Raw genomic sequence first — 19317 nt, forward strand, 5'->3', positions numbered from 1 at the left:
ACAGAGCGCAGAACAGGGCACAAGAGGATGCAAAAGGCGGGGAGCTCCCCGCCTTTTTTGTGACGCGAACGGTTGATTTACCCGTTTTAAAGACGTGGTTAACCCCTTGTTAACCCTCCGTGACGCAAGTTGCCCACAAGGGGCTGGGGATAAACCTGATCGGGGGCATTCCGGACAGTCCCGATTTCGGACGGTCCTGATTTCAGACAGCCCTGTTTTCAGACGGTCGTAACCGGGGTACGGCATCCGATGTCCTTCGACAGGCATCCTCTCGTTCCGACCTTGACCCTGCACGCATCGCAGCGCTGCGATGCGGCCCCTGCCGCCACCTCCCCCCGACCGAACCGAAAACCGATCGGGCAGGTTCTTGTCGACATGGGGGCACTCGCCGCCGAGGACCTGCTGCGCGCCACCGTGCTGCGCCAGCGCGAGGATGCGCGGATCGGCGACATCCTTCTGGCCCACGGCATGGTGAACGAAGCCACGCTGTATGAAGCGCTCGGACATCAGTATCACGCCGAGGTCGCCAATCTGATGCGTAGCCCCCCCGATGTGCGGCTGATCGACCGTCTGGGCGCCGATGTCTGCCTGCGCAAGGGCCTCCTGCCCTGGCGCCAGGCCGGGGGAACGGTGATCATCGCCTCCTGCCGCCCGGAAGAATTCGAAGGAATGCGCCCCCGGCTCACCGCAATCTTCGGACCGGTGCGCATGGCGGTTACCCCGGAAACCTCGCTGCACGAGGCACTGTTACGCTCGCGTCAGCGACGTCTGGCAAGCGCGGCGGAAACCCGCGTTGCCGCCCATGAGAGCTGCCGCGAAATGGATGTGCGCAAGCTCACCGGCGTACTCTCCTCGCTCGGTATGTTCGGCCTGCTGCTGTTTCTGCTGTCGCCGCTCATGGCCTCGATCCTGCTGACCGGCTGGGCGGTGCTGACCCTGCTGGTCGCCACCGGCCTGCGCCTTGCCGCCGCTTTCGCACAGGCCCGGACCGCGCGCTCCCGCAAATCCACCTTCGCCACACGCCGCGCCCGCAACGCCCTGCCCATTGTGTCGATCATGGTGCCGCTGTTCAAGGAGCGCGAGATCGCCACACGACTGATCAAACGTGTATCCCGGCTGAATTATCCGCGTGAATTGCTCGACATCTGCCTGGTGGTCGAAGAGGATGACACGATCACACAAGACGCCATCGCCCATACCGACCTGCCGCGCTGGATGCGGCAGATCATCGTGCCGCGCGGCGGGGTCAAGACCAAGCCGCGGGCGCTGAATTTCGCCCTAGACTTCTGTCGTGGCTCGATCATCGGCATCTATGACGCCGAGGATGCCCCCGAACCCGACCAGATCCACAAGATCGTCGCTCATTTCGCCCAGACCGGGCCGGAAGTCGCCTGTCTGCAAGGGATTCTCGATTTCTACAACGCCCGCACCAACTGGCTGTCCCGCTGTTTCACCGTGGAATACGCAAGCTGGTTCCGGGTGATCCTGCCCGGTTACGAAAAACTTGGCCTGACCGTCCCCCTGGGCGGCACCACGCTGTTCTTCCGCCGCGAGGCGATTGAGGAACTGGGCGGTTGGGACGCCCATAACGTCACCGAAGACGCCGATCTCGGCATTCGTCTGGCCCGGCACGGCTACCGCACGGAACTCTTGCACACGGTGACCGAGGAGGAGGCGAACTGCCGTTTCTGGCCCTGGATCAAGCAGCGCTCGCGCTGGCTCAAAGGCTATGCCATGACCTACGCCGTCCATATGCGCAGCCCGCGCCGCCTCTGGTCCGATCTCGGTCCGTGGCGGTTCTTCGGAGTTCAGGCGCTGTTTCTCGGTACGCTGAGCCAGTTCGTCCTCGCGCCCTTCCTGTGGTCCTTCTGGATGTTCCCTCTGGGCCTGCCGCATCCGATGCGTGCGGTGCTGCCGCACGACCTTCTTGTCGGGTTGGGCGGGATTTTCCTCCTATCGGAGGCGATCACCGTCGCCACCGGTATGGTCGCCACCTCGACACCCAAGCACAAATGGCTCTGGCCCTGGGTGCCGACTCTACATCTCTACTATCCGCTCGCCACGCTTGCGGCGCTCAAAGGGCTCTGGGAGATGATCACCAAACCCTATTACTGGGACAAGACCGCCCACGGGGTGCATGATCTCGGCTTTCATGAAGATCTGCCCGAGGAAGAACTCATGCCCGATCCTCCGCCATCGCACAGCCCGGATCGCCCCGCACCGTTGCTGCTGACCGGCACAAGCAGTGCCGCCGCCAAGACGTCACATCCTCCCATGAGCCGCCCCCTGATCCTCTATCCCACGGCCGCCTCCGTCGCCCTTGCCGAGGCCGCCGAGGCGCCGCGCGGCTTTGCCGAGCCCAGTACGGAATTCAGTGCCGGTTTCAGGGCCGGGTTCGCGGACAGCGCCCGGATCGAACAACAGGCCTTCGGAGCCCTGCCTGTGCCTGGCCGACGGCTCACATTCGGGCTCGACATGACGCACAAACCGGAAAGCCCGGCGCTCAGACGCGCCCTGAATGCGGCCGTCATCGCCTTTGAGCCGGAGCGCCTGCGTCCCACTCCCAAACCCAAACCCAAACCCGCCGCAGCCCCGCACGGCACCGAGGTCACACATCCCGCCGCCGTCAACGCCCCCGGCGCGCCCGACTGGGCCCATATCGCCGCCTTCGCCGAGAGGCCCATCTTCATTGCGCGCGCCGAAAAGGGGAGCCTGATGCCAGCGCCCCGGTTAAGAGGGATGACGGTTTAAAGTGGCTCGCCAAGCCATTGGGACACCGCTTTTGCAGGACCTCAGGACAAGATACGGGCGCTGCACGCGCCTTACCTGTATCCAGTGCCTTCATCCGGTGCCGAAAGCTTAAAGGCGTGACGCTTTAGCGTTCCTTGTCCGCGTCGATTTTCAGACGGGTGATAAAGGCCTTGGAAATGTGATCCGACAATGCCTTGTGCGCCGCCTCGCCGTCGCCCGCCTCTATCGCGGACACGATCAGGTCGTGCTCCTTGATCGCTTCCTCGCCACGACCCTCGGCCGCCAGAGACGTGCTTGCCAGAAGCGCCATGGAGCGGTGCACCAAGTCGAGCTGCTGCACGAGATACTTGTTGTGCGAGGCCAGATGGATCTGTTTGTGAAAGCGGCGGTTGGCACGGGACATATCGTCCGGGTGACCGATCAGGGCCCGGTCGTCCTCGACCATATCGCGCAGCACACGGACCTCCTCGGGGGTCGCATGCCGGGCAGCGAGACGCGCGGCCAGCCCTTCGAGTTCGGTACGAACGACGTAGAGATCGGCCATCTGATTGTGATCGAGCGAGGCCACAATGAGTGAGCGCCCGTCGCGGCTCAGCATCGACTGGGTCTCCAACCGCTGCAAGGCCTCACGCACCGGGGTGCGCGACACACCGAAGCGCTCCGCCAGCTCGCTTTCCACAAGCCGGTCGCCCGGGCGGTAAATCCCGGTGTCGATCGCCTCGAGGATCATCTCATAAGCGTCTTTCTGGCTGGCACGCTGGTCTTTCATCGGACGTCACTTTTCTCAATCGGGATCAGGACCTGACCATAGCCAGCCCCGCCCCCCGCGATCAAGCGCTAACATCCCCTCCGCCAGCCATCTGCTTGCATGTGCCGCAGGCTGCGCCTAACAGGGAGGCATGGTAGCCGATCATTTTTCCCATGTCAGAACCTGGGTCTTCGACCTCGACAACACGCTTTACCCGCCCGAGGCGGCACTTTTCGCGCAGATCGAGGTCAAGATGACCGATTGGGTCTCCCGCGAACTGAACGTCACTTCAGAGGAGGCGAACCGGCTGCGGCACACCTACTGGCGCGAATTCGGCACGACGCTCTCCGGCATGATGGCGAAACACGGCACCGACCCGCTGCCTTATCTCAGCTATGTGCATGACATCGACTTCTCCGGGCTGTCGCGCGATGCCGAGCTGAAAGCCGCGATCACGGCCCTGCCCGGGCGCAAGATCGTCTTCACCAACGGTTCCGCGCCCTATGCGGAGCGCGTGCTGGAGGCGCGCGGGCTGACCGGGATTTTCAACGCGGTCTACGGCATCGAACACGCGGATTTCCACCCCAAGCCCCAGGCGGCCGCCTTCGATACCGTACTCGGTCGCGATGGGATCGACCCGCAAGCCGCCGCCATGTTCGAGGACGATCCGCGCAATCTCGAAGTGCCGCATGCGCTCGGGATGAAGACCGTGCATGTCGCGCCCTTGCCGCTCGATCCGCCCGCCCCGCATATCCATCATCACACCGACGATCTGTCGGCCTTCCTGAGGGCCGTGACGGGCTGAAACCCGGCGGGCGACGGTTAACGCAAACTGCGACAAATCGCCGCCGTGACCGAAGCGCACACAGCCCTGTATCTGTCTCCGGTACACAAATGCGCACAAACCCGCGCAGCCCCACGCACAAACCTTTCGCACTGACTTCTACAGATCACACACGACCTCACAGCCGGAGCACGCACATGACCGACGCCGCCCTCGACACGACCAACGCTATCGACACTCACGACCACCACGAAGAAGGCCTTGCCACCACCCGTGGCGTCGTCCTCTTCCTTCTGTTCGTCGTCGTCGTGATCGCCGCCGTGATCTACGGCATGTTCGCCATCGGCCCCTGGGTGCTGGGCGTCACCGCCGTGGCCACCGTGCCGCTGATCTACATCGTCCTGCTCGTCCTCACCGTCGGAAAATAAAGCGGCGCTGTCCCGGCGCCCGGAAAACGCCTGAGACAGCCTGCCCCTTGGACATTCCCCTCCTTTGCGCCTATCTCTTGGATACGCTTGAAAAGCGACCGCAGCGCAAAGGAGGTCTCATGTCCGATCCAAGCACATCCCCGCAGACCGTTGACATCCTCGTTTCAGGCGGCGGCATCGCCGGTCTGATCGCGGCTGCGGCCTTTGGCGCCTCGGGCTTTCGCACCCTGATGGTCGATCCGACCCCGCCGGTTGTCACCGGCGACGAAGCGAGTTCGGACCTGCGCTCCACCGCCTTTTTACGCCCGGCCCGCGACCTCTTCGAGAAAATCGGCATTTGGGAGGCGCTCGCGCCACATGCCACCCCGCTCGAAGCCCTGCGCATCGTCGACACCGTGGGTCGCCCCGCGACAATCCGCACCGAACGGCAATTCGAAGGCCGGGAGACGGGCGACGAGCCCTTCGGCTGGAACTTCCTCAACTGGGTGATCCGTCGCGAACTGGCCCGTGCCGTGCCGGACATTCCCAATGTCGAGCTGCGCTATGGCGTCGGCTTCAAGAGCCTGCTGACACGTTCTTCCGAGGCGATGGTGACCCTGACCGACGGCACGATGGTGCGCGCGAAACTCGTGGTGGCTGCCGACGGGCGCGACAGCCCGGTACGCGAGGCCGCCGGAATCGGCGTCAAAACCACGCGCTACGGCCAAAAATCTCTGGCCTTCACCGCCACCCACGACCTGCCGCACAACAATGTCTCCACCGAGATCTACCGCGAAGGCGGCCCCTTCACGATGGTGCCGCTGCCGGACATCGACGACAAACCGGCCTCCGCCATCGTCTGGATGAACAAGGGCGCCTATGCGACCGAGCTTCTCAATCTGCCGCCCGACGCGTTCAACGCGGTGATGACCGAACGCTCTGCGGGTCTCTTTGGCGAAATGAAACTGGCGTCCGGACGGGCGATTTTCCCGATCATCACCCGCGTAGCCGAACGCCTCGCCTCCGAGCGCGTTGCGATCATCGCCGAAGCCGCCCACGCCCTGCCCCCCATCGGCGCGCAGGGGCTGAATACCTCGCTCAACGATCTGGCCGAACTGCTGGCCCTCGCCGAAGCGCATCGCTCAGACCCCGGCACAGACGCCATGCTCGACACCTACGCGCGCAACCGTTTGAACGACATCTCCAAACGCGCCCGTGTCGTCGATCTGTTCAACCGGGTAACCCGCTCCGAAAGCGACATCCTGCAAATGGTGCGACTCTGGGGTCTCAAAGCGGTGCATGACGTCAAACCCGTGCGGATGAAGGTCATGCAGGCCGGGCTGGGACCGATCTGATCGCCGTTTCCTTTGTGCCTCTAAATACTCACGGCGCGCGGGCGATCATCCGTGCGCCGTTTTGAGTATTTGGGGCAGCAAAGGAAACATCGGAGGAAACTCAGCCGAGAACGTCGTCCAGAACAGCCTCCAGGCGCGCGACGGTTGCGTCCACATCGTAGAGCTTGTCGAGACCGAACAGGCCGAGACGGAAGGTCGAGAACCCCTCGCCCTCATCGCATTGCAGCGGCACTCCGGCGGCGATTTGCACCCCATGGGCAGCAAAGGCCGCGCCGGTCCTGATCATGGGATCGTCGGTGTAGCAGACCACCACGCCGGGCGCCTCGACGCCTTCGGCGGCGACGGATTTGAACCCACGCCCGGCCAACAGGTGACGCACCCGGCGTCCCAGTTCCCATTGTGCCTCGGAGAGTTTGGCAAAGCCGTAATCCTTGGTCTCCAGCATCGCGTCCCGGAAGGCCCGCAGCGCATCGGTCGGCATGGTGGCGTGATAGGCATGACCACCGCCGGTATAGGCCTCCATGATGGTCAGCCATTTTCCAAGGTCGATGGCAAAAGACGAGCTTTGCCGGGATTTCACCACTTCGGTGGCGCGGTCGTTCAGCATGACGAGCCCCGCAGACGGCTGCGCCGACCAGCCCTTTTGCGGGGCGGAGATCAGCACGTCGACACCGGTCTCCTTCATATCGACCCAAGCACAGCCGGAGGCGATACAATCGAGCACCATCAGCCCGCCGTGGTCATGGACGGCCTCCGAAAGCGCGCGGATATAGGCGTCCGGCAGGATCATGCCGGAGGCGGTTTCGACATGCGGCGCGAAGATGGCAGCGGGCTTCAAATCGCGGATTTTCGCAATGGCCTCCTCCAGAGGCGCGGGCAGGAAACCGGAGGTCGGTTCATTGCCGACCCGGCGCGCTTTCAGCACGGTCTGCGAGGCGGGGATTTGCCCCACGTCGAAGATTTGCGACCAGCGGAAGGAAAAGAAACCGTTGCGGATCACCATCACGTCCTCGCCGCCCGCAATCTGGCGGGCGACCGCCTCCATCGCATAAGTGCCGCCGCCGGGGACGACCACAGCCGTGTCGGCATGATAAACCTCGCAGAGCGTGGCGTGGATGTCGGTCATCACCTTTTGAAAGGCTTTCGACATGTGATTGAGCGAGCGGTCGGTGAAGACCACGGAAAATTCGAGCAACCCGTCGGGGTCGATGTCGGTGCGCAATGCGGGCATGAGAACCTCCTCTTCTCAGCTAACCTCTTCAGGCCAATCGGTGCCGTAACGACACATCCGATGCAACACCGCGGCCTAAATCCCAGAAAACACTGGACAGAAACGCCCTGCGCCAGGATTATGACACCAAAGCGTCATGTCTAGGGATCGGGCCAAACAAGAGCACCGCGCGAGGCAAAACGCAAGCGACCGAAAACGCGGCCGAAGTTCGACGGGACATCCGACAGGACGGGAGATCGCCAAGGCGCATCGAGGCAGACCGGGGCACACACCCCGCAACATACGGGCAGAGCAGCAATGCCGACAGAAGAACTCATCGTGATGGGCTCCTCCATCGTGAACAATCCGATCGGCTATTCTCAGGACCCCCGCGGCGATGAGAATGACGGCGCCTATCTGACCGGTGGCGAAAGCGTGTTCGAGGATGACGATGTGGTGGTCTTCACCGTGGCCAACGTCAATGCCGACGGCACGTTCGACAATCAAACGCAGATCACCGGCATCACGGTCTATGACAGTGCGGCGGATTATCTCAACGGCGAGGCGAAATACGATTACACGCTGACGCACGGCGGTTGGTGGTGGGGCCAGAACACCAGTGGCCAGATCAGCACGGCCGTGCATGACATGGGCGACACCTACCTCTATATTGAGGCCAACAACTTCACCTCGACCGATCCGAATGCACCAGATCTCGACGGGCTGTTTCTCGCACCCGGGGTCGATCTGTCGGAGGAATTCCCGATCTGGCTCTCGCATGAGCAGGATGTCGATTATAACGCCGACGGCACGATTGCCGGGAACGAGAGCGGCGACGGGGTATTCACCACCGACAACAACATTTTCGCGGAAGACGCGATCGCCGCCGCTGTCTGCCTTGCACGGGGCACATTGATCGACACGCCCGAGGGACCGCGTTTCATCGAGACGCTACAGGTCGGCGACCGGGTGCACACGCTCGATCACGGGCCGCAGGAAATCCGCTGGACCGGATCGCGGCGGGTGGCCGCCAAGGGCGCGCTTGCGCCGATCCGGATCACGGCAGGCACGCTTGGCAACCTGCGCGATCTGACCGTGAGCCCGAACCACCGCATGCTGATCCGTGGCCCGATGGCCGAGATGCTGTTCGGCGAACGTGACGTGTTGGTGGCGGCGAAACATCTGGTGAATGACGACACGATCCGCGCCGTGCCGGGCGGCCAGGTGGAGTATTTTCACCTGCTTCTCGACCGTCACGAGATCATCTTTGCCGAGACCTGCCCGACCGAAAGCCTGCACCCCGGCCAAGAGGCGCTCAAGGCGGTGGACGCGGCGGCCAGAGCCGAGATCCTGACGCTCTTCCCCGAGCTGGAAACCCGCCGCTGCGCCCTGTCCCGGTACGAATTGAAGGCCTGGGAAGCCCAGGCCCTGCAACAGGCGTCCTGAACGCCATGAGAAGGTGAATGAATGGCCACCGAAGACATCCTCGTGATGGGATCATCGCTTCTGGACAATGTCTCCGTCGGCACCAATTCCGGTGGCGGCCATGGCGGGCATATCATGATCCACGGCGGCACCTCGCCCTTCGAGGGGGACGATGTGGTCGTGATCACCGTCCAGAATGTCGAGAATGGCGAGGTCACCGGAGCGAGCCAGATCACCGGGATCGTGGTCTATGACAGCGCTGCCGATTACGTCAACGGGGTCGCGAAATACACCTATCATCCGATGAACCCCGGCCAGACCGCCAATATCCAGAGCGATCTTTCGGGGCTGGGCGACACCTATCTGCGTTTCAACGCCAATGTGATGGTGTCCTCGGACGGGGGACCCGGCCTCAACAATGTGCTCGTCGCGCCCGGGCAGGACCTGACCGAGCTGCGCCCCGTCATCCAGATCGACCATGAGACCGACATGGATTACGACAGCGACGGGGTGATCGACAACGAGGGCGACGGCAATTTCAACGTCGACAACAACCTCATCGCCGAAGAGATCATCAACGGTGCGGTCTGCCTCACCCGTGGCACCCTGATCGAGACGCCCGAGGGACCGCGCTTCATCGAGACGCTGCGGGCGGGCGATCTGGTGAACACGCTCGATCACGGCGCCCAGCCCATCCGCTGGATCGGCGCGCGCCGCGTGCCTGCGGCAGGCAATCTCGCCCCGGTGCTGATCCGCATGGGCGCACTCGGCAACCTGCGCGACCTGAAGGTGAGCCAGAACCACCGCATGCTCATCCGGGGACCGCAGGCCGAGGTGCTGTTCGGCGAGCGCGACGTGTTGGTGGCGGCGAAACATCTGGTGAACGATGGCACGATCCGCATCGTCGAGGGCGGTACCGTGGAGTATTTCCACATGCTGTTCGACACCCACCAGATCGTCTTTGCCGAGGCCTGCCCGACCGAAAGCCTCTACCCCGGCGAACAGGCGCTCAACACGGTCGGAGCGGAGGCAAGAGCGGAAATCGTGGCGCTCTTCCCGGAACTCACTCTCCGCCAGAACGACGCGCATCTGTCGCGCTACGAGCTGAAAGCTTGGGAGGCGGAAGCGCTCAGAAAGGCCGGCTGACGGCGGTCTCTTCGGCTGCGATGGTCAACGGGCGCGGCAATGGCAGGGGCGAGCTTTGCATCACCGGGCGGCAGAACGGCTGGGCACGCACCCAGCGCTGCATGTCGCTGCGCTTGGTCTCGGAATGGAACGGCCCCCAGTCGGCCGCCACGCCGCGCATGCCCCGGCTCACCACGCCGTCGCGTGCCACCGTGCGGCTCATGATGCGGATCGCACAGGACAGGTTGCTGGCCCCGTCCTTGAGCGCCTCACCAGTGCCTGCGTTGCAATTATAATGTCGTGCGGTCGCAGGCGAGATCTGCACCAGACCGAACCACTGCCCGCCGCCGCCCACCGCCGTCTCGCGCCAGGTGCTTTCGTGATAGGACAGCGTCGACAGAAGTCCGGCCCAGAACGCCGCCCGACCGCTGTCGTCCTGCGTGGCATAACCCGGGCACCAGGCCGCAATATCCGCCGGAACCGTATCTACAAGCCCCTGCCCGTGCGACAGCACCGCCTTCATCGCGGCCCGGGTCCAGGCCGGACCCTGGCTCTGGTTCTTCCAGCGCAGTTTCGGCATGCGCACCACATAGGGGCGCGGGGCGGGAACGGGGCTTGCTTCCATCGGCGCGAGCGCAAAGGCAATTTGATCTGGCAGGTTCTCTCTCAGTTCTCCGGCCGAGAGCTGAGACCCCACTCCGATGAAACACAGCGCCATCGCCGCCGCCCATTTTCGCATCCGCATGCGGAACCTCAAACGCACTTTACTCTGCCGGGCAATATGCCCCAAAGCGCCCCGTTTGCAAACCCGCCCCCTTGCCCCCCGGCAAGAGAGCGCCTAGAACGCCTGAAAGCCCTCGCTTTAAAGGACATGCGCATGCTGGATCATCTCGAATATTCCGCACCGAAACCGAAGGTCATCTCCGGTGCGAAAGAAGACTGGGAACTCGTGATCGGGATGGAAATCCATGCGCAGGTCGCCTCCGAGGCGAAACTGTTTTCCGGCGCGTCCACCGGTTTCGGCGCAGAACCCAACTCGCATGTGTCCTTCGTGGATGCGGCGATGCCGGGCATGTTGCCGGTGATCAACGAATATTGCGTCGAACAGGCGGTGCGCACCGGGCTGGGCCTCAAGGCCGACATCAACCTGTTCTCCGCCTTTGACCGCAAGAACTACTTCTACCCCGACCTGCCGCAGGGCTATCAGATTTCCCAGCTTTACCACCCGATCGTGGGCGAAGGTGAAGTGATCGTAGATATGGAGCCGGGTGTCGCCCGCAAGGTGCGGATCGAGCGCATTCACCTCGAACAGGACGCCGGCAAGTCGATCCACGACATGGACCCGACGATGTCTTTCGTCGACCTGAACCGCACCGGTGTGGCGCTGATGGAGATCGTCTCGCGCCCCGATATTCGCGGGCCGGAAGAGGCCGCCGCTTACGTGCTGAAACTGCGCCAGATCCTGCGCTACTTGGGCACCTGCGATGGCAACATGCAGAACGGCAACCTGCGCGCCGACGTGAACGTGTCGGTCTGTCGTCCGGGTCAGTATGAGAAATACCAGGAGACGCAGGATTTCTCGCATCTCGGCACCCGTTGCGAGATCAAGAACATGAACTCCACGCGCTTCATTCAGGCCGCCATCGACTATGAGGCCCGTCGCCAGATCGCCATTCTCGAAGACGGCGGCACGGTCGATCAGGAAACCCGTCTCTATGACGCGGCCAAGAACGAAACCCGTTCGATGCGCTCGAAAGAAGAGGCGCATGACTACCGCTATTTCCCCTGCCCCGACTTGCTCCCGCTGGAGATCGAACAGGCGTGGGTGGACGACATCGCCAAAACCCTGCCAGAGCTGCCGGACGAGAAGAAAGCACGTTTCGTCAAGGACTTCGGCCTGTCGGAATATGACGCGGGCGTCTTGACCGCCGACACGGTGAACGCGGATTTCTTCGAGAAAGTCGTGGCGGTCGGCGAGGATGGCAAGCTCTCCGCCAACTGGGTGATCAACGAGCTGTTCGGTCGTCTGAAAAAGGACGACACGGATATTGCGGAAAGCCCGGTCAGCCCGGAGCAACTCGGCGAGATCGTCAAGCTGATCAAGGCGGACACGATCTCCGGCAAGATCGCGAAAGACCTGTTTGAGATCGTCTACACCGAGGGCGGCAACCCCGCTGAGATCGTCGAAGCGCGCGGCATGAAACAGGTGACGGACACCGGTGCCATTGAGGTCGCCGTAGACGAAATCATCGCCGCCAACCCGGCGCAGGTCGAAAAGGCCCAAGCCAACCCGAAACTCGCGGGCTGGTTCGTCGGTCAGGTGATGAAAGCCACTGGCGGCAAGGCCAACCCGAAAGCGGTGGACGAGCTGGTCAAATCCAAACTCGGCCTTTGAAACAAAGCCAAACATCAAAAGCCGTCCTTCACGTGTGAGAGTAGGGCGGCTTTTTCATATCAGGAGCACAGCATGACACTCCCCGCCCCGCATATCTCCACGCTGATCGACGTCCGCCCTGAGTGGGTGGATTACAACGGCCACATCAACATGGCCTATTACGCCGTGATCATGGATTTGGGCGGCGATCAGATGTACCCACTGATCGGGCTGGGCGAGACCTACGCCAAGACGCAACACCACACGAGCTACACCGCCGAGGTGCACATCTGTTACAAGCGCGAGCTGAAACTGGGTGACCGGGTGCGGGTACAGACGCAGTTGTTGGATTTCGATGCGAAACGCATGGTGCTATTTCACGAGATCCATCACGAGGACGGCTGGATCGCCGCCACCGCCGAAGAGCTGCTCTTGCATATCGACATGTCCGGCCCGCGTGTCGTGCCCTTCCCGCCGGGAATCGTGCAAAAGCTCTCGGCGCTGAAACAAGCCCACTCTGCCCTTCCCCGACCGGCGCAGGCAGGACGGTCGATTTCGCTGACCAACACAGCCGCCTAGAACACAACCTGAGGCGTCAATCCCTTGTTAAGCCCATGGGCTTATTGTGCTCCGGGGAAGGAGACCGCCATGTCGCATTTCGAATACAAAGCCATCCCCGCGCCGCATGACGGCGAAGCCACCTCCGCCGCGCAGACGCCGGAGGCCCGGCTTGCGGAGGCGGTGACCACGCGCCTCAACGCCATGGCCGCCGAGGGCTGGATCTATCTGCGCTCCGACGCATTCGCGCTCAACGGCGTGGAGGGCAAACAGGCCGTGCTGATCTTTCGCCGGGAAAGCGATTTCGGTGTCTTCGCCGCCGACAAGCCAGAATACGGCACGTTCGTCGCAGAATAAGGCAGCGCACCCCAAAACTGAGCCACGAGGATTTTGGCGCGGCGCGTGCGGCGCTCATATGTTGCACCTGTGACACGGTCTCCCGCCACATCTCCTGTCTCAGCGATCGGGCGGCAGGCTTTCGGCACGGCTCTGCCGATCTGACGCGCGCGTGATCCATCTGTGGCCCGGCCCGGCTTGACCCGGGCGCAGGGGCCGCTAAACCTTGCGCCAAAGGCAAGGAGACCCCCGCGATGCCCCGTTTCGAATACCTGACCGTACCCGCGCCGCGCAAAGGCGAGAAAGCCAAAGGCGTGAAAACCCCGGAAGCACGCATCGCGCAGGCCATGCAGAGCCTCCTCAACGAAAAGGGCGCCGAGGGCTGGGAGTATCTGCGCGCCGATCTGGTGCCGATGGAGGAACGCGCCGGGATCACTTCGAAGACCGTGAGCTACCACACGGTTCTGGTGTTCCGCCGCGAACGCGACGCCACAGACGTCAGCCGGGTGTTCAGCGCCTATCCCGACACGGAGGAGACCAGCGACACGACCGACGAGACCAGGCCCGCGCGCCGCTCCCCGGTCGCGGACCGCAACGCCCCGCCCCCCGCCGTCCCCTTCCCCGCCAAGGTGGAGAAAGGTGCGGGCGCCCAGGCGCGCAAACTGTCCCCCGAAGTGGCAGAGGAAATCGCGGAAGATCGCGAATCCTGATCACACATCCAGATCGAGCGCCAGCGCATGAATGCGCGGCACGAGATCGCCCAGCGCCTTGTGCACCATGCGGTGCCGCATGACCCGCGACTGGCCGGTAAAACCCGCCGCGCGGATTTTCACGTTGAAATGCGTCTCGCCCGAGGCGCCCTCGACACCGGCATGTCCGGCATGGCGCGCGCTGTCGTCAACGACCTCCAACACACTGGGTTGAAAAGCCTTTTCAAGTCGGTCACGCATTTGATCGGCAATCTTCATGCTCTGCCCCTTTCGCATTTGGCCTTTCTCATCTAAAGTCTCGCGTCCGAGTCGAAAAGGTTGAGGCAGATGGATAAAAAAGATCCTTTCGGTTTTGATATGTCGGTATCTTCCGCGAAAAAGAACAAGCGCGGAGGGCGACGCGGCATGTCTGGCGCGTTCGAGACCTCCAAGCGGACCTGCGAGTGGGAGGGCTGCAACGAGCCGGGGCAGTATCGCGCGCCGCGCTCTCCGGATCATCTGGACGAGTACAAATGGTTCTGCAAGGAACACGTGCGCGAATATAATTTGCAGTGGAATTTCTTCACCAATGCGACCGAGGCCGAGATGGATGCGGCCTACAAGTCGTCGCAGACGGGCGATCGCCCGACCCAGCCCTTCGGGCGCAAATCGGTGGAGCAACGCGCCTGGGAGCGCCTCGGCATCGACGATGCCCATGAGGTCCTGGGAGAGAATGCGACACGCAACCCGGGCAAATCCGACCCGAGCGCGCCGACCCGCAAGCTGCCGCCCGTCGAGCGTCAGGCCATCGACATTCTCGAGGCCAAGGACCACTGGACCAAGGCGGAGATCAAGAAACAGTACCGCGCCCTCATCAAGGTGTTGCATCCGGACGTGAACGGCGGCGACCGCTCGCAGGAAGAGCAGTTGCAACAGGTGGTCTGGGCCTGGGATCAGCTCAAGGACAGCCGCTGGTTCAAGTAAAACCCGACATGGCAGCCGCCGAAAGCCGCCCTCCGGGGCGGTTTTTCATGTGTCTGGCAGTTTTCAACATCCCGGTAACTTTCACCGTCTATCCCGGAGATCAGTCTTTTTGGGAGAGGCGGAGGCCGATGAAACGCGCATCACATCACATATCACATATCGTCTGGGACACAGGCTTTCATCTGTCCTTCGTCTGGACCAGTGTGGTGAGCCTGCGCCTCTCGGCCTATGACCATTTCATGCGGGAGTTTGGGCGCGACACCACGGTTTTGTTGATGACTGTCGCAATCGTTGCCGCGACACTCATCGGCCCGCGCCTGCGCCCGTTCTGGGCCTCGGGACCGATCAATGTGTTCTGGGCGGCCTCCGTCACCTCGCTTCTGGCCTCGGGAACGGCGCTGGCCTTTACTCAGACGGTCAGGATTCTGGTCTTCGGCGATCCCTTGCTCAGCTTCCTGTCGCTGCCAGTGACCTTCGCCGCAGCGGCCTTTCTCGTGCCAATCGAGCTGATCTCTCACCCGATGGCCGCACTCGCCTGGGGGATGGGCAGCGTGCTCACCGCGGCCCTCGCCCGGCTGAGCCTGCGCCCCGGACATCGGGGGCCGCCAAGCCCCCCGCGCCTCAATGCCCGGCGTCCCCTGCCTTTTGCCCGCGCACGGCACGGATCAGCGGGTTGATCCCTTTCGCCACGACCGGAGTGAGGATCAGGCCATAAACGAGGCCGAAAATGCCATCGAAAAACGCGGTGACGCCCCATTGGACAAAACCTTGCGCCGCAGCGGCCGCCTCCGCCGCAAGAACGGACACATGATGGATCGCCTCATAGGGCTGATGCATCCCCAGCTCGTGCAACCCATGGATCACGATGGAGCCTCCGACCCAGATCATCGCCGCCGTGCCGACGATCATCAGGAGCTTCATGAACAGCGGCATGAATTTGACGATGCCGCGCCCCAGCGCACGCGTCACGGAGAGCCGTCCGACCCGGCTGAGCCAGAGACCGAAATCGTCCGCCTTCACGATCAGCGCCACACCGCCATACACCACCGCCGTGATGATGAGCCCGGCCAGCGCCAGCGCACCTGCCTCGACCCAGATCGACTGGCCCGGTTCGAGAGCGGCGAGGATGATGGTCATGATTTCGGCGGAGAGGATGAAATCGGTTTTCACCGCACCCGCCACCTTTTGCTCCTCGAGATGGCTCGGATCGCCATTCATCACCTGCCCGTCGGCATGCGGCGTGTGCGGCTTGAACAGGTGATAGACCTTTTCCGCGCCCTCGAAACACAGGTAGGAGCCGCCAAGCATCAAGAGCGGCGTGATCAGCCAGGGCGCAAAGCTCGACAGCAGAAGCGCCAGCGGCAACAGGATCACCAGCTTGTTGCGGACCGAACCGAGCGCGATCTTGCCCACGATGGGCAATTCACGCGCAGGAGCAAAGCCATGGACGTATTTCGGCGTCACCGCCGCGTCGTCGATCACCGCGCCGGCTGCCTTGGCCGAGGCCTTGGCCGCCTGCCCGGCCACGTCATCGACCTGCGCCGCCGCCACTTTCGCAATCCCTGCGACATCGTCCAGAAGAGCCAGAAGGCCGCTCATGCCAATCCCCTTTGTCAAAGCTTTGCCGCAATGTAGGCGGCGCGGGCAACGAGGCAAAGCCCCCGAAGCGGGGAATTTTGCCGCGTCCGCATGCATCTTCGTCACAGGCCGCCGTTTTCTGGCATCCCCCTTTGAGCATTTCTGCGACGCCTCGCCCCTTGCACCCGCCGCCCCGACAGGGCAAGAAGTCAGGTGAGTTCCAAATTTTCAAGAAAACGGGCAAGATCATGGACGCGACCGCAAAACCGACCGAAACCATTTCCGTTCGCGATGTTTTCGGCATCGACACCGACATGACCGTGAAAGGCTTCGCCGAGCCGACCGACCGCGTGCCCGCGCTTGACCCGACCTACAAATTCGATCCGGACACCACGCTGGCGATCCTTGCCGGCTTTTCCCACAACCGCCGCGTGATGATCCAGGGCTATCACGGCACCGGCAAATCCACCCATATCGAACAGGTCGCCTCCCGGCTGAACTGGCCCTCCGTGCGCGTCAACCTCGACAGCCACATTTCCCGGATCGACCTGATCGGGAAAGACGCGATCAAGCTCGTGGACGGCAAGCAGATCACCGTGTTTCAGGAAGGCATCCTGCCCTGGGCCCTGCGCAACCCCTGCGCCATCGTGTTCGACGAATACGATGCGGGCCGCGCCGACGTGATGTTCGTGATCCAGCGCGTGCTGGAAACCGACGGCAAACTCACCCTTCTGGACCAGAACGAGGTGATCACGCCGAACCCGTATTTCCGCCTCTTCGCCACGGCCAACACCGTCGGCCTCGGCGACACGACGGGTCTTTATCACGGCACGCAACAGATCAACCAAGCGCAGATGGACCGCTGGTCGCTCGTCGCCACGCTCAACTACCTGAGCCACGACGCCGAAGCCGCCATCGTCCTGTCGAAAGCGCCGCATTACAACAATGAAAAAGGCCGCAAGCAGATCAACCAGATGGTTGCCGTGGCCGATCTCACTCGTACTGCCTTCATGAACGGCGATCTTTCGACCGTGATGAGCCCGCGGACGGTGATCACATGGGCGCAGAACGCGGAGATCTTCCGCAACATCGGCTATGCTTTCCGCCTGACCTTCCTCAACAAATGCGATGAGTTGGAACGTCAGACCGTGGCCGAGTTCTATCAACGCTGTTTCGATGAAGAACTGCCCGAGTCGGCGGTCTCTCTGGCCGGGTAATCTCTCCGCCATTCCATGCGTCAAAGCGGGCCTTCGGGTCCGCTTTTTCTTTGTGACCAAAGGCGTAACGCAACGCACGCCGTGGTTAAACGGCTGGCAACCAATTTGTGCCACGCTCTCTGCCATGCGTGGACTTGCGATCATACTCGCCGCGACAGTCACAACCCTGCTTGCGGCCCTGCCCGCCCCGGCCATCCCGGCTCGGGAGATGGATCCTATCGCGCGTGAGTTCGCCTATTGCGTAGGGCGTCTTTCGGCCACGATGGAGCACCAATGGCTGCTCTCCGATCCCGCCTCCGATCTGACCGAACGCCAACGCGGCGCGATGATTTCGCTGTTGGAAACGGTCAGCCCGCCCGATCAGGGGGGGCGCGCTGATGACCCTTCGACTTTCGGCAAAATTCGCCCATGCCGATCTGTTGCGCCGCGTCGCGTTCGAACAGGACCCGGCGCACGCCGAAACTACACAGAAGTACGCCGGAAACGCGCTTGGACGATGTCTCTCTCTGATCCTGACCTAGCGCCAAATCGTATATCTCGCGTATATACAAATTCCTTGCCAGACTCGCAAAACGCGCCTAGCCTCAATGTAACACTTCGATGACAAGGACAAACACAGAGACAGACCATGCCCGAATTTCTCCACAGGTTTTCGATGCGAAAGACCCTTTGGGCGCTGGTGTTGCCCGCGCTGTGGAATGCTGTGTGGATACCTGCGGCGCAGGGCGCGCCTCAAAGCGATCCTCCGGTCGATCCTCGGGCAGACAATCCTTTGGCCCGCGATTTCGCCTATTGCGCCGGGCGGCTCTCGGCGGAGGCCGCGCATCGCGAAGACCGGGAGTTGATGGCGCTCAAACGCGCGATGCAAGACCTGCTTGCCGCCGTCATTGCACCGGAGACCGCGCCCTCCTATGAGGAATTGCGCATCGCGGGCCACGTCTCTCAGACCGAACTTCTGGCCTTGTCGCGGTTTTCCTTCGACACGGAAGAAGCGCATCGGGCCGAGACGCTGGCGGAAAGCAACATCCGCCACTGTCGGAACATGTTGCTGGGCGGCTAAACTTCCTGAGTTGCGCAAAGAAAAAGGCCCGCTTTCGCGGGCCTTTCTGCCTGATAAATGTGCGTGATTTTATAAGAATTATGCGTCGCGGGCAGCTTTGGTGGCTTTGGTCCACCAGGCCAGATCGCCCAGCATGGCTTCGACGGAGGGCAGAATGCCCGCTTCGATCTCGCTCATCTCGCCATTGGCACCCAGCGGCGAAACCTTGAAGAAATCGGAACCGGAAATGTAGACGGCGGAGCGCACCGGCACCATTTGCAGGTTGATCACCACGGCGCGCAGATGCTCGACGGCACGGGCCGCACCGACTGCACCATAGCCCATGACAGCGGCGGGTTTGCGGACCCATTCCTTACCGGCCTGATCCAGCGCGTTTTTCAGCGAGGCCGGGATCGAGGAGTTGTATTCCGGCGTCACGAAGATATAGCCGTCGAATTCGGCCATTTTTTCCTGCCATTTGATCGCGTTCTCATCCGAGGACGGCATCCAGAGGTTGGAAGCCATTTCGTTGAACATCGGCAGATCGAAATCTTTCAGATCGACGAGCTCGAAATCAAGCTCAGAGGACAGCTCTTGCGCCTTGGAGAACAGCCACTGGGCCGGTTTGTCCGCGAAACGAGCATCGCGGGTGGAGCCGATGACGATGGCAATCTTGGGATTGGACATGTTGAATTCCTTTTCACGGCACGCCGGTTGGAAAAACAATCGAGGGAGGA

At 62.4% G+C, this 19317-nt stretch carries 21 protein-coding genes; 15 read left to right on the forward strand and 6 right to left on the reverse strand.

Translation table 11 applies throughout. From position 1 onward, the window contains the following. The first annotated feature begins 375 nt into the window (after positions 1 to 375). The gene (locus NH195_RS20370; RefSeq protein ID WP_420795683.1) at positions 376 to 2751 is read left to right on the forward strand and encodes a glycosyltransferase family 2 protein; all 2376 of its coding nucleotides are present in this window, start codon (positions 376 to 378) and stop codon (positions 2749 to 2751) included. Between the two features lie 124 nt (positions 2752 to 2875). Here NH195_RS20370 and NH195_RS20375 read toward each other — a convergent pair whose 3' ends face one another. Then, positions 2876 to 3520, reverse strand: a complete 645-nt coding sequence (locus NH195_RS20375; protein WP_066705458.1) for a GntR family transcriptional regulator — start codon at positions 3518 to 3520, stop codon at positions 2876 to 2878. A 130-nt stretch (positions 3521 to 3650) separates the two neighbouring features. On the opposite strand from NH195_RS20375, the gene NH195_RS20380 reads away from it, so the two are divergent. The 3 genes from NH195_RS20380 to NH195_RS20390 all read left to right on the forward strand — a co-directional run bounded on the left by NH195_RS20380 (position 3651) and on the right by NH195_RS20390 (position 6045). Then, positions 3651 to 4304 (forward strand): pyrimidine 5'-nucleotidase, encoded by a 654-nt coding sequence (locus NH195_RS20380; RefSeq protein WP_066705459.1) that lies wholly within the window; start codon positions 3651 to 3653, stop codon positions 4302 to 4304. Between the two features lie 176 nt (positions 4305 to 4480). Continuing rightward, on the forward strand, positions 4481 to 4711 hold the full coding sequence (locus NH195_RS20385) for a hypothetical protein (RefSeq protein WP_066705460.1): 231 nt from the start codon (positions 4481 to 4483) through the stop codon (positions 4709 to 4711). Between the two features lie 119 nt (positions 4712 to 4830). Then, positions 4831 to 6045 carry an FAD-dependent monooxygenase gene (locus NH195_RS20390; RefSeq protein WP_066705462.1) on the forward strand — a complete coding sequence of 405 codons (1215 nt, stop codon included), beginning with the start codon at positions 4831 to 4833 and terminating at the stop codon, positions 6043 to 6045. Positions 6046 to 6145: 100 nt separating this feature from the next. Here NH195_RS20390 and NH195_RS20395 read toward each other — a convergent pair whose 3' ends face one another. Continuing rightward, a complete protein-coding gene (locus NH195_RS20395) occupies positions 6146 to 7276 on the reverse strand; it encodes an aminotransferase class V-fold PLP-dependent enzyme (RefSeq protein ID WP_066705463.1) in 1131 nt (376 codons plus the stop codon). Positions 7277 to 7573: 297 nt separating this feature from the next. On the opposite strand from NH195_RS20395, the gene NH195_RS20400 reads away from it, so the two are divergent. Both NH195_RS20400 and NH195_RS20405 read left to right on the forward strand, forming a co-directional pair. Continuing rightward, positions 7574 to 8701 carry a Hint domain-containing protein gene (locus tag NH195_RS20400; RefSeq protein WP_066705465.1) on the forward strand — a complete coding sequence of 376 codons (1128 nt, stop codon included), beginning with the start codon at positions 7574 to 7576 and terminating at the stop codon, positions 8699 to 8701. Between the two features lie 21 nt (positions 8702 to 8722). Further along, positions 8723 to 9826, forward strand: coding sequence for a Hint domain-containing protein (locus NH195_RS20405; RefSeq protein ID WP_066705467.1), 1104 nt, complete (start codon positions 8723 to 8725; stop codon positions 9824 to 9826). Here NH195_RS20405 and NH195_RS20410 read toward each other — a convergent pair. After that, the gene (locus NH195_RS20410; protein WP_238379729.1) at positions 9810 to 10550 is read right to left on the reverse strand and encodes a transglycosylase SLT domain-containing protein; all 741 of its coding nucleotides are present in this window, start codon (positions 10548 to 10550) and stop codon (positions 9810 to 9812) included. The genes NH195_RS20405 and NH195_RS20410 overlap by 17 nt on opposite strands. Positions 10551 to 10682: 132 nt before the next feature. On the opposite strand from NH195_RS20410, the gene gatB reads away from it, so the two are divergent. The 4 genes from gatB to NH195_RS20430 all read left to right on the forward strand — a co-directional run bounded on the left by gatB (position 10683) and on the right by NH195_RS20430 (position 13783). Next, a complete protein-coding gene (gene gatB / locus NH195_RS20415) occupies positions 10683 to 12200 on the forward strand; it encodes an Asp-tRNA(Asn)/Glu-tRNA(Gln) amidotransferase subunit GatB (protein ID WP_066705469.1) in 1518 nt (505 codons plus the stop codon). A 72-nt stretch (positions 12201 to 12272) separates the two neighbouring features. Next, the gene (locus NH195_RS20420; protein ID WP_066705471.1) at positions 12273 to 12758 is read left to right on the forward strand and encodes a thioesterase family protein; all 486 of its coding nucleotides are present in this window, start codon (positions 12273 to 12275) and stop codon (positions 12756 to 12758) included. Between the two features lie 69 nt (positions 12759 to 12827). Further along, positions 12828 to 13094 carry a hypothetical protein gene (locus NH195_RS20425; RefSeq protein ID WP_066705475.1) on the forward strand — a complete coding sequence of 89 codons (267 nt, stop codon included), beginning with the start codon at positions 12828 to 12830 and terminating at the stop codon, positions 13092 to 13094. A 233-nt stretch (positions 13095 to 13327) separates the two neighbouring features. Next, complete coding sequence (locus NH195_RS20430) at positions 13328 to 13783, forward strand: DUF4177 domain-containing protein (RefSeq protein ID WP_066705477.1); 456 nt, start codon at positions 13328 to 13330, stop codon at positions 13781 to 13783. Here the strand turns inward: NH195_RS20430 and NH195_RS20435 are convergent, their stop codons facing one another. Beyond that, a complete protein-coding gene (locus NH195_RS20435) occupies positions 13784 to 14041 on the reverse strand; it encodes a BolA family protein (RefSeq protein WP_066705479.1) in 258 nt (85 codons plus the stop codon). 69 nt (positions 14042 to 14110) lie between these two features. Between NH195_RS20435 and NH195_RS20440 the strand changes: the two genes are divergently transcribed. Both NH195_RS20440 and NH195_RS20445 read left to right on the forward strand, forming a co-directional pair. Next, on the forward strand, positions 14111 to 14746 hold the full coding sequence (locus tag NH195_RS20440; RefSeq protein WP_066705485.1) for a J domain-containing protein: 636 nt from the start codon (positions 14111 to 14113) through the stop codon (positions 14744 to 14746). Between the two features lie 128 nt (positions 14747 to 14874). Continuing rightward, a complete protein-coding gene (locus NH195_RS20445) occupies positions 14875 to 15423 on the forward strand; it encodes a hypothetical protein (protein WP_066705488.1) in 549 nt (182 codons plus the stop codon). Here the strand turns inward: NH195_RS20445 and NH195_RS20450 are convergent. Continuing rightward, positions 15368 to 16345 carry a DUF808 domain-containing protein gene (locus NH195_RS20450; RefSeq protein WP_066705489.1) on the reverse strand — a complete coding sequence of 326 codons (978 nt, stop codon included), beginning with the start codon at positions 16343 to 16345 and terminating at the stop codon, positions 15368 to 15370. The two genes, NH195_RS20445 and NH195_RS20450, sit on opposite strands and share 56 nt — an antisense overlap. A gap of 227 nt (positions 16346 to 16572) precedes the next feature. Between NH195_RS20450 and cobS the strand changes: the two genes are divergently transcribed. The 3 genes from cobS to NH195_RS20460 all read left to right on the forward strand — a co-directional run bounded on the left by cobS (position 16573) and on the right by NH195_RS20460 (position 18601). Continuing rightward, positions 16573 to 17541: a cobaltochelatase subunit CobS gene (cobS, locus tag NH195_RS20455; RefSeq protein WP_066705490.1), complete on the forward strand. Its 969-nt coding sequence runs from the start codon at positions 16573 to 16575 to the stop codon at positions 17539 to 17541. Positions 17542 to 17918: 377 nt separating this feature from the next. After that, the gene (locus NH195_RS21390; protein WP_155846117.1) at positions 17919 to 18062 is read left to right on the forward strand and encodes a hypothetical protein; all 144 of its coding nucleotides are present in this window, start codon (positions 17919 to 17921) and stop codon (positions 18060 to 18062) included. Positions 18063 to 18169: 107 nt separating this feature from the next. Continuing rightward, positions 18170 to 18601 (forward strand): hypothetical protein, encoded by a 432-nt coding sequence (locus NH195_RS20460; protein ID WP_066705491.1) that lies wholly within the window; start codon positions 18170 to 18172, stop codon positions 18599 to 18601. 78 nt (positions 18602 to 18679) lie between these two features. On the opposite strand, the gene NH195_RS20465 is transcribed toward NH195_RS20460, so the two are convergent. After that, positions 18680 to 19267, reverse strand: a complete 588-nt coding sequence (locus NH195_RS20465; protein WP_066705496.1) for an NADPH-dependent FMN reductase — start codon at positions 19265 to 19267, stop codon at positions 18680 to 18682. Positions 19268 to 19317: the final 50 nt, after the last annotated feature.

This window comes from Celeribacter ethanolicus (assembly GCF_001550095.1).
GTDB lineage: Bacteria > Pseudomonadota > Alphaproteobacteria > Rhodobacterales > Rhodobacteraceae > Celeribacter > Celeribacter ethanolicus.

Bases quoted from the DNA above. Each gene is read 5' to 3' on its own strand.
- NH195_RS20395 (WP_066705463.1), bottom strand. From the start codon at position 7,276: ATGCCCGCATTGCGCACCGACATCGACCCCGACGGGTTGCTCGAATTT.
- NH195_RS20420 (WP_066705471.1), top strand. From the start codon at position 12,273: ATGACACTCCCCGCCCCGCATATCTCCACGCTGATCGACGTCCGCCCT.
- NH195_RS20380 (WP_066705459.1), top strand. From the start codon at position 3,651: ATGGTAGCCGATCATTTTTCCCATGTCAGAACCTGGGTCTTCGACCTC.
- gatB (WP_066705469.1), top strand. From the start codon at position 10,683: ATGCTGGATCATCTCGAATATTCCGCACCGAAACCGAAGGTCATCTCC.
- cobS (WP_066705490.1), top strand. From the start codon at position 16,573: ATGGACGCGACCGCAAAACCGACCGAAACCATTTCCGTTCGCGATGTT.
- NH195_RS20430 (WP_066705477.1), top strand. From the start codon at position 13,328: ATGCCCCGTTTCGAATACCTGACCGTACCCGCGCCGCGCAAAGGCGAG.
- NH195_RS20435 (WP_066705479.1), bottom strand. From the start codon at position 14,041: ATGAAGATTGCCGATCAAATGCGTGACCGACTTGAAAAGGCTTTTCAA.
- NH195_RS20400 (WP_066705465.1), top strand. From the start codon at position 7,574: ATGCCGACAGAAGAACTCATCGTGATGGGCTCCTCCATCGTGAACAAT.
- NH195_RS20450 (WP_066705489.1), bottom strand. From the start codon at position 16,345: ATGAGCGGCCTTCTGGCTCTTCTGGACGATGTCGCAGGGATTGCGAAA.
- NH195_RS20425 (WP_066705475.1), top strand. From the start codon at position 12,828: ATGTCGCATTTCGAATACAAAGCCATCCCCGCGCCGCATGACGGCGAA.
- NH195_RS20385 (WP_066705460.1), top strand. From the start codon at position 4,481: ATGACCGACGCCGCCCTCGACACGACCAACGCTATCGACACTCACGAC.
- NH195_RS20460 (WP_066705491.1), top strand. From the start codon at position 18,170: ATGCCCGAATTTCTCCACAGGTTTTCGATGCGAAAGACCCTTTGGGCG.
- NH195_RS20445 (WP_066705488.1), top strand. From the start codon at position 14,875: ATGAAACGCGCATCACATCACATATCACATATCGTCTGGGACACAGGC.
- NH195_RS21390 (WP_155846117.1), top strand. From the start codon at position 17,919: ATGACCCTTCGACTTTCGGCAAAATTCGCCCATGCCGATCTGTTGCGC.
- NH195_RS20465 (WP_066705496.1), bottom strand. From the start codon at position 19,267: ATGTCCAATCCCAAGATTGCCATCGTCATCGGCTCCACCCGCGATGCT.
- NH195_RS20370 (WP_420795683.1), top strand. From the start codon at position 376: ATGGGGGCACTCGCCGCCGAGGACCTGCTGCGCGCCACCGTGCTGCGC.
- NH195_RS20440 (WP_066705485.1), top strand. From the start codon at position 14,111: ATGGATAAAAAAGATCCTTTCGGTTTTGATATGTCGGTATCTTCCGCG.
- NH195_RS20410 (WP_238379729.1), bottom strand. From the start codon at position 10,550: ATGCGGATGCGAAAATGGGCGGCGGCGATGGCGCTGTGTTTCATCGGA.
- NH195_RS20375 (WP_066705458.1), bottom strand. From the start codon at position 3,520: ATGAAAGACCAGCGTGCCAGCCAGAAAGACGCTTATGAGATGATCCTC.
- NH195_RS20405 (WP_066705467.1), top strand. From the start codon at position 8,723: ATGGCCACCGAAGACATCCTCGTGATGGGATCATCGCTTCTGGACAAT.
- NH195_RS20390 (WP_066705462.1), top strand. From the start codon at position 4,831: ATGTCCGATCCAAGCACATCCCCGCAGACCGTTGACATCCTCGTTTCA.